Here is a 9,255-nt window from a genome sequence, read left to right on the forward strand (position 1 = left end):
GGTTCACAGTGCACAATTTTCAGTTTAGGTTCACAGTGCACAATTTTCAGTTTAACATTAAAAATCTGTGTAATCATCCCCTACGGGAAATTAATCAGTTCTAAAAAAATGAAAAAATACTTTTCACTCGTATTATTCGCCCACTCTGTTTTTGCGCTACCATTTGCCATGATTGGTTTCTTTTTGGGCGTAACTACAACAGAAAACCCATTTTCCTGGTATAAGCTGATTTTAGTTTTGCTTTGTATGGTTTTTGCCAGAAACTCTGCCATGGCTTTTAACCGTTACCTGGACAGAAATATTGATGCAAAAAATCCACGCACCAAAATGCGCGATATCCCTGCGGGCAAAGTTTCGGCAAACGAAGCGCTGATTTTCGTAATCGCCAATTGTGTACTTTTCGCTATTACCACCTACTTTATTAACCCACTTTGTTTCTATCTGTCGCCAGTAGCTTTGTTTGTAGTTTTGTTTTATAGCTACACCAAAAGATTTACGGCGCTTTGTCATATGGTATTGGGCTTAGGCCTGGCGCTTGCTCCTATCGGCGCTTACATTGCCGTAACCGGACATTTTGCTTTGGTTCCTGTGCTTTACTCCTTAACCGTATTGTTCTGGGTAAGTGGATTTGATATTATATACGCATTACAGGACGAAGAATTTGACCGGGAAGAGAAATTACATTCCATTCCATCGGCACTTGGCATTAAAAATGCTTTGAATGTTTCGGTGCTGTTGCATATACTCTCTGCTACCTGTGTTATTTTGCCTGTGTTTTTTACCTCCTTTAGCTGGGTTTATTACATAGGTATTGTGTTTTTCTGTTCGATGTTGATTTATCAGCACTTACTGGTAAAACCAAATGATATCAGCAAAGTAAACAGGGCGTTTCAAACCTTAAATGGTTATGCATCGGTAGTATTTGCGATATGCTTTTTAATAGATGCGTATTTGAGACATAAATAAAATGAGAGAAGGCCGAATGATAGAATGTTTAACATTCACTAATTCCATCATTCTCCAATTCAATAATTAAACATCATGATTATAACTAAGAAACCTAGAACATACATTCCACAGAAACTAAACATTACCTGGGAAAATTTAGAACCACTTTTTACCGAACTGCAAAACCGCGAAATAACCAGTACTGCTGAGTTAGAACACTGGTTAAAAGACCGTTCGGAGCTTGAAGCTGCTTTAGAAGAAGATTTTGCCTGGAGATATATTAAAATGAGTTGCGATACCGCAAATGAAGAATTGGTTAAAAACTTTCAATATTTTGCAACTGAAATAGAGCCGAAAATTTCTCCATTCGCCAACGAACTGAACAAAAAATTTGTCGAAAGTCCTTTTATGAACGACCTGGACAAAGAAAAATATTTCGTTTACAGCCGTGCGATAAAAAAAGCATTAGCGCTTTACCGCGATGAAAATATTGAGCTGTTTACCGAATTACAGGTGAAACAACAAAAATACCAGAGCATTACAGGCGCCATGAGTGTTGAGCTAAACGGTCAGGAATATACTTTGGAGCAAGCCTCGATCTTTATCAAAGATTTAAACCGCGAGGTACGCGAAAATGCATGGAAAACGATTCAACAACGCCGCTTAATTGATAAAGATGATTTAAACGTGTTGTTTGATGAGTTGATTAAACTGCGTAATCAGGTTGCCTTAAACGCGGGTTTTGAGAATTACCGCGATTACATGTTCCAGGCTTTGGGCCGTTTCGATTATACCCCACAAGACTGTTACGATTTTGCCAATGCTATTGAAAAAGAAATAGTACCGATTTTAAAAGAGCAGGCCGAAAAACGCCGGGAAGCTTTAGGACTAGAAGTATTAAGGCCTTGGGATTTAGAAGTAAGCATTAGTGGCAAGCCAGCCTTGAAACCTTTTAACAACGGCGAAGAACTGATTGATAAAAGTATTGCCTGCTTTAATGCCATTGATGAAAAGTTAGGCTCAAAATTGGCAACCATGAAAGCCAATAACCTTTTTGACGTAGAGAGCAGAAAGGGTAAAGCGCCAGGTGGTTACAATTACCCATTGGCTGAAACCGGAGCCCCGTTTATCTTCATGAATTCGGCAAATTCGTTGCGCGATTTAACCACAATGGTTCACGAAGGCGGCCATGCGGTACATACTTTTTTAACCGCAGATTTAGAATTAAACGATTTTAAACATTGCCCTTCTGAAGTTGCTGAACTCGCATCTATGAGTATGGAACTCATCTCTATGGATAACTGGGATGTTTATTTCGACAACGAAGAAGATTTAAACCGTGCTAAAAAAGAACAGTTGGCCGATGTTTTGAAAACTTTACCGTGGGTTGCTGTAATTGATCAGTTTCAGCACTGGATTTACACCAACCCAAACCATACTGCGGCTGACCGTGAAGAAACTTTTAAGCAGATTTTTAACCGTTTTGGCGCTGGTTTTGCCGATTGGAAAGATTTAGAACAACAATTTGGAAATGGCTGGCAAAAACAACTGCATTTATTCGAAGTTCCGTTTTACTATATTGAGTATGCAATTGCCCAGTTAGGTGCTATTGCTGTTTGGAAAAACTATAAAGAAAATCCAGAAAAGGCTTTAAATCAATACTTAGCGGCACTTTCATTAGGTTATACTAAGCCAATGAACGAAATATATGAAACAGCGGGAATCAAATTTGATTTCAGCGCAGAATATGTAAAAGAACTTGCAAGTTTTGTAAAAACAGAACTGGATAAACTGGGATAAGGCAGAAGATTTTTTTCTCCTCATAGGAATATAATAAGGGTCGTGGCATTTTGCCACGACTTCTTTGTTTTTATGAACCACAGATAAAAAGGATGAACACAGATTAATACTAGTTCTGGTCTTAGCGTCTCGCTAAGACCGAAGTTTAATTCTTTTTTTACGGCATGGACGTTGTAAAGGCGCTTCGACTCCACTCAGCGTGACACCCTAGGGAGAATTGTCAACTGGATTTAACACATCGTTAAGCATTTTTTTGCTACGGAAACACAGAAGACACGGAAACTAAGCAAGAATTCAGAACCTCATATCTGGTCTTAGCGTCTCGCTAAGGCATTGGTTTTCTCCAAGGAAACACAATAATACGGATATTATAAAAAGACGCATAGACTCCGTTCAGCGCGACAACCCGAGAGAGATTATCAAATGGATTTAACATATCGCTAAGCATTTTTTTGCCACGGAAACACAGAAGACACGGAAACTAAATAGGCGTACATAGCTGCTATTTACCTCACATTTTTTCGGTAATCATACCCATGTTTTATCTGCCGTACCCAAATAATAGACCTGATGGAAGTGAAAATCCCTTTTGGGTGTTGGATAATTATTTTTATCAAAATTTTCCCAAAAGGATTGTAACAAACAGCAGGACTGGACCCTACCTATATATTGCAAACTTTGCTCTTCAAGAAATATTCGACTCCGCTTAGGAAGAGAAAACACACATCATCTCCAATACCTTACACTTCATCTTTTTTTCGAAGCCTAAGAATAACAAACATCACCAAAACTGAAATTAAGATCATGACCAGATAGCTATAACTTAGATTACGTTCATCTTTAGCAGGGATCAGATTTACGATACCATAACTCAAAAAAGAAACAATAACATAGGTAATCCCTCCTGTTAAGCCGCCGGCAATTCCAGCATTTTTGGGGAATTTGCTCAGGCAGAAAGTGAAGTAATTATTAAAAGTGAAGCCTGCTCCTACATGGATTAAAAATGCAAAGAAAATTAACGACCAAATATTAGAAACAAAATTTAAGCTTATAATCATCAGGACTACAAATGCTACCTGAAACAGCGAGTTGATCATTAATCGCTTAAAGAAGGGCTTATTAATGGTGGCCTTACCAATAAAGCCCCCTACCATCCAGGCGAAACCTAAAAACAGGGAACTATAACCTGCAATAACGGGTGAGAAGTTGAAATGATGCTCAATGATAAATGGCCCAGTCATGTTGTAAACCATCACCATACAATAGGCTAAACCCAACATCACAATACCTAAGGTAAAGCTTGTTGTTTTAATCATTTCGATATAAATACCCGTTATCTTTTTCAGTTGAAAATCGGTAAAGTGTTTTAATGTTTCGCCACTGAACAAGAACTCCAGCACTGCAAAAACAAGTGCAAAACCAGCCAAGAAATAGAAATTAGATTCCCAACCAAATAATGTTTGCAGATAACCACCAATAAAAGGTGCTATAATTGGTCCGGTAGACCAGATGATGGAAAACAAACTCAGGTAATGTTTTAGCTGATCGCCCTCAAAAAGATCGACAAAGTATGCTCGTTTGGCCACAATAATAGCCCCTACGGTAAGTCCGTGGATAATGCGCATTAAATAAATAAGGTAAATGTTATGGGTGGTTGCAATGATGATACTTGCTGCGGCAAAAATTAATAATGCGTATAAACAGATTTTATACCTTCCAAAACTATCGAGCACACTACCGATAAAAAGTTGTGCAACCCCATAGCTTATTAGAAAAATGCTGAGTGTAAGTTGAACCTGAACATTGCTCACCTGCATTTCGCCAGCCATGGTAGGTAATGAGGGGATATAAATATCGGTAGCAAAACCCGACAATGGAATTAAGGCAAAGGCCAGTAAAGTAGCAAAACCCTGGTGACGTTCTTTGATGTATTTTATTTGTGCTATATCTGCATTCATAATGGTACTGTAATGGTATATAAATATTCTAATCAAACAAAACTTATATCGTTTTATGTGCTTTACTGATTATTGACAGCAAAATTAACTGTTTCATTTATCCTAAAATTATGCGAATCAAACAAAGGATTATTCAAGCCAAATAATTGTATTTTTTTACTTTAATCTAATAATTACCACTCTTTTTGATGGCATTTTGCCTACTAGCGCGTGGTGTATTGAAAATTATATCCTGCTTTAAACGTTTTTAACCAAACTTTTTATAAGTTTGAGGAAACAAGCAAACAAAAGATGTTCGAAAAGCTATTCAGAAAAAAATCTATTTCCAAGATATTACAAGATGCGGCAAAAGGCTATGGCGACCATGAAAATACATTACATAAAACACTCGGAGTACGCGATTTAACAGCTTTTGGAATTGCAGCGATTATTGGAGCAGGGATTTTTAGTACGATTGGCAAAGCAAGTGCAGATGGTGGTCCGGCGGTAATCTTTTTATTTATTTTTACAGCAGTAGCCTGTAGTTTTGCAGCCTTTGCTTACGCAGAGTTTGCTTCAATGGTACCTGTTTCTGGCAGTGCTTACACCTATTCTTATGTAGCCTTCGGCGAGTTGGTGGCCTGGATTATCGGGTGGTCGCTTATTATGGAATATTCCATCGGTAATATTACGGTAGCCATATCCTGGTCTGATTACTTTACAGGACTACTCTCTACCATCAAAATACCACCCCTCGGCATAGAGGGCATCCATGTGCCCGATTGGATGACAATGGACTATTTAAGTGCCTATAACGGACATAAACATGCTGAAGCGCTTCTGGCGGCTGGCAAAAACCTGGCAGATTTAGATTCGGCTACAGCATTGGCCAATAATGCTTGGCTTACCGCCCCAACAATCGGTAGTTTTCATCTTGTTGCAGATATTCCTGCTTTAGGTATTATCATTTTAATTACCTGGTTAATTTACCGTGGAATGAAAGAAAGCCGGAATGCCAGCAACGCGATGGTAGTGGTTAAACTTGCGGTAATCCTTTTGGTATTAGCGGTAGGTATATTTTATGTAGACACAAAAAACTGGGATCCATTTGCTCCGAACGGTGTTTCAGGAGTTTTAAAGGGAGTTTCGGCAGTGTTTTTTGCTTATATCGGTTTCGATGCCATTTCTACAACGGCCGAAGAATGTAAAAATCCACAACGCGATTTGCCGCGCGGAATGATGTGGGCGATTATTATCTGTACCATCCTTTATGTGGCTATTGCACTGGTTTTAACAGGTATTGTTAAGTCAGATACCTTAGCCGTTGGCGATCCGTTGGCATTCGTTTTCGATCAGATTAACTTAAAATTAATGAGCGGTATTATTGCCGTAAGTGCAGTATTTGCCATGGCCAGTGTACTTTTGGTTTTTCAAATGGGTCAACCACGTATCTGGATGAGCATGAGCAGAGATGGCTTATTACCAAAATCTTTTTCGAAAATTCACCCTAAATACAAAACGCCTTCGTTTGCTACCATTGTGGTAGGCTTTGTAGTGGCAGTACCATCGTTGTTTATGAATCTTACTATCGTTACCGATCTCTGTTCTATCGGAACACTTTTTGCTTTCGTACTGGTTTGCGCAGGGGTTTTAGTATTACAGAACAGGCCCGATGTACAGCGTGGAAAATTCAAGATACCTTATGTAAACAGTAAGTTTATTGTGCCTATTGTTTTAATTGCGACTATAATTTTTGCATTCACAAAATATGGTAAAGAAACCAAAGCTTTCTTTTTCAATTCCCCTAAAACAATCCAAACGGTAACTTTTGTTACTTCTTTAAGTGGCGATGAACTTAAAATTGTTAAAGAGGAAATTGTTAAAAATGCCTCGCCACAAATTGTATTGGCAGAAAAAGTAGATGCAGAATCTTATTTAAGTGCATTACCGGCCGATCGTTACGAACAGTTTATTTCAGCCTCAAAAGTACCCGTAGAAAAGAAATACGAAAGTGGTTGGGGGTTGTTTAAACACAAAATTCCCATGTGGATTTTCTTGATCATCTGTGTGGTGATTACCTACTATTGCATCACCAAAAACTTATCATTAATTCCGGTTTTAGGATTGATTAGCTGTTTGTACATGATGTGCGAACTTGGCATTTCGAACTGGATCGGCTTCGGCATCTGGCTGGTAGTTGGCCTCGTGGTTTATTTTGCCTATGGTTACAGGCATAGTAAACTGGCAAATCCGGAGGTTTAAGCTATTAATGAATGATATGACAATTTTTGAGAAAATAGAGAAACATCAGACAAAGGAAAATTATGTCAAAATTAAAAGAGACGTTGGTAACAAATCTTATGTACTTTCTCATGGTTATATCTTAGATCACTCATTTGATTTTGTTCTCCTTAAAGTGAACGATGATTTTCTATTTAACGGATTTACCATTTTCCCAATATCTTCTATTATCAAGATCAGACACAACGACTATGATCAATTTTTCGATTCCATAATGGAACAGGAGGGCCAGAAAAAGCTGATCGAAATACCTTACCAAATTGATTTAGAAAGCTGGGAAACCATTTTCAATTCTATAAAAAGCACAAACTTAAAATGTGCTGTAGAAAACGAAAACAATGATCGCTTCTTTTTTAGAATCGGAGAGATTGTGAAAGTGAAAAGAAAAAGTTTAAAAATTTTGAACTTCGATCCCGCAGGTTATATGGATGATGAACCAACAAAGATAAAGTATAAAGAAATTTCTGCTATAGGCTTTGATGATAACTATATCAATACAATGACTAAATACTTAAGGGCAAAGCTATAAATTGTTGCTTATTTACTCATTCTGCGTCATGCTGAAATTTATTTATAGTATCTTCTAATTCTTCGGTAGGTGAGACACCAACCGATAGCCCTCGAGTGGTAAGACCCTGAAACAAGTTCAGGGTGACGATCTCGCAAATGTCCTTCTAACAAAAAATCCCCTTTCTTTAACAGAAAGAGGATTCAATTTATTTCTTCTTTATAAAGGCCAGCGCGGTAATCATCACCAGCCCCAATCCAGATGCAATCATATAATTATTGGCATGATCGAAATGGTACAGTTTAGCTATGGGTCCAGCTATAAACAAACTGATGCCCAATATTAAAATCGCAGTTCTCATCAGTTAAACCGGCAACCTGTTCAATTCAATATCATCTGGTGTAACGAAAATCAACGGAACTTTCTCTACATCAACATAACTGCTATCCAAGCCAAAGCTCCGCTCCTCAGATAAACTTAATTTTTTAAGGATAAAGTAATAATCCATAATCTGTCTTTCATAGAAACTTAACTTGGTAAACTTAGATAAATGTTTTTCTAAAAGAACAAACCTGAAATCGCCAGCAATTTTATGCTTGTTTAACGAAGTGTACTGACTGGTAATATCGATTTCTCCATTCTTCACCAGCTCTTCAACCACTTTACGATACAATAAGTTTACACGTTGCTCAATCCTAAAACCTAATCTAAAATCAATTCTGATCAGTTTTCCCGGGATCAGGAATTCAACTTTATAATCTAAGGTATAAGGCTCGTCCATTACATCAACATGTACCAACCAGTACACATCGGCACGTTTTGGTTCCTTTTGTATAATGGAATAGATAATTTTTGATTCAATCTCCGTTTTAAAGTTCGCACTGGTTAAATAAACCAGCTGAGAAGAGTATTTCGGAACCGATTCATCCCCGCTCAGTTCAGTTAAAATCTCATAATAATCCTCAATTTCGACATATTTAACAAAGCGGTTTTTGATTTTGCGGGCTACAAACCAACTCCACATCACTGTAAACAATAACGAACCGATTAATACAGTTACCCAACCACCATGTAAGAATTTGGTTAAATTACTGATTAAAAATGTTCCTTCAATAATTACATAGGTAAAAAAGAATATCGCAACTAAATATTTCGGAAAACGTCTACTTCGCAAATAAAAACTAACCAGAATGGTGGTCATTAACATGGCTATGGTGATAGATAGACCATAGGCCGCATCCATTTTCTCTGCCTTTTGAAACAACAGTACAATACCACAACAACCAATCCATAACATCCAGTTAATAGAGGGAACGTATAACTGGCCTTTAGAAACCGATGGGTAAACAATTTTAATTTTAGGCCAAAGGTTTAAACGTACTGCTTCAGCAATTAAGGTAAAAGACCCACTAATTAAAGCCTGACTCGCAATTACTGCCGCCATAGTGGCCAGTATAACCATCGGAATCTGAAACTGATCGGGAACGATCTGAAAAAATGGATTCATTTTTGCACCTGGAACATAACTTCCACTGTTCTGCAAAATCCAAACGCCTTGCCCTAAATAGTTTAAAATAAGGGTTAATTTCACGAAAATCCAACTGATTCTGATGTTATTTCTACCGCAGTGGCCTAAGTCTGAATATAAGGCCTCAGCTCCTGTTGTACATAAAAATACACCGCCAAGAATTAAAAACGCTAGTTTATTGGTAACCAGTAAATGAATGGCGTAATAAGGGTTAAATGCCTTCAGGATAGTAA

7 protein-coding genes are annotated in these 9,255 nt (G+C 37.7%); 4 read left to right on the top strand and 3 right to left on the bottom strand.

The window, feature by feature from the left end:
• The first annotated feature begins 108 nt into the window (after positions 1-108).
• The gene (locus tag AC1DPQ_RS08865) at positions 109-966 is read left to right on the top strand and encodes a UbiA-like polyprenyltransferase (RefSeq protein WP_477579624.1); all 858 of its coding nucleotides are present in this window, start codon (positions 109-111) and stop codon (positions 964-966) included.
• A gap of 75 nt (positions 967-1,041) precedes the next feature.
• Complete coding sequence (locus AC1DPQ_RS08870; protein ID WP_477579626.1) at positions 1,042-2,748, top strand: M3 family oligoendopeptidase; 1,707 nt, start codon at positions 1,042-1,044, stop codon at positions 2,746-2,748.
• Between the two features lie 740 nt (positions 2,749-3,488).
• Here AC1DPQ_RS08870 and AC1DPQ_RS08875 read toward each other — a convergent pair.
• Positions 3,489-4,706, bottom strand: a complete 1,218-nt coding sequence (locus AC1DPQ_RS08875) for an MFS transporter (protein ID WP_477579643.1) — start codon at positions 4,704-4,706, stop codon at positions 3,489-3,491.
• Between the two features lie 291 nt (positions 4,707-4,997).
• Here AC1DPQ_RS08875 and AC1DPQ_RS08880 point away from each other — a divergent pair, with 291 nt between their 5' ends.
• Both AC1DPQ_RS08880 and AC1DPQ_RS08885 read left to right on the top strand, forming a co-directional pair.
• On the top strand, positions 4,998-6,947 hold the full coding sequence (locus AC1DPQ_RS08880) for an amino acid permease (RefSeq protein ID WP_477608877.1): 1,950 nt from the start codon (positions 4,998-5,000) through the stop codon (positions 6,945-6,947).
• A gap of 16 nt (positions 6,948-6,963) precedes the next feature.
• A complete protein-coding gene (locus tag AC1DPQ_RS08885; protein ID WP_477579632.1) occupies positions 6,964-7,515 on the top strand; it encodes a hypothetical protein in 552 nt (183 codons plus the stop codon).
• A gap of 187 nt (positions 7,516-7,702) precedes the next feature.
• Here the strand turns inward: AC1DPQ_RS08885 and AC1DPQ_RS08890 are convergent, their stop codons facing one another.
• Positions 7,703-7,855, bottom strand: coding sequence for a hypothetical protein (locus AC1DPQ_RS08890; protein WP_426325474.1), 153 nt, complete (start codon positions 7,853-7,855; stop codon positions 7,703-7,705).
• A 3-nt stretch (positions 7,856-7,858) separates the two neighbouring features.
• On the bottom strand, positions 7,859-9,255 hold a 1,397-nt coding region (locus tag AC1DPQ_RS08895), incomplete at its 5' end, for a KUP/HAK/KT family potassium transporter (RefSeq protein WP_477608879.1).

This window comes from Pedobacter sp. 01T416_2 (assembly GCF_056398925.1).

Coding starts and splice junctions, on each gene's coding strand:
- AC1DPQ_RS08865 (WP_477579624.1), top strand. CDS start 109: ATGAAAAAATACTTTTCACTCGTATTATTCGCCCACTCTGTTTTTGCG.
- AC1DPQ_RS08870 (WP_477579626.1), top strand. CDS start 1,042: ATGATTATAACTAAGAAACCTAGAACATACATTCCACAGAAACTAAAC.
- AC1DPQ_RS08875 (WP_477579643.1), bottom strand. CDS start 4,706: ATGAATGCAGATATAGCACAAATAAAATACATCAAAGAACGTCACCAG.
- AC1DPQ_RS08880 (WP_477608877.1), top strand. CDS start 4,998: ATGTTCGAAAAGCTATTCAGAAAAAAATCTATTTCCAAGATATTACAA.
- AC1DPQ_RS08885 (WP_477579632.1), top strand. CDS start 6,964: ATGACAATTTTTGAGAAAATAGAGAAACATCAGACAAAGGAAAATTAT.
- AC1DPQ_RS08890 (WP_426325474.1), bottom strand. CDS start 7,855: ATGAGAACTGCGATTTTAATATTGGGCATCAGTTTGTTTATAGCTGGA.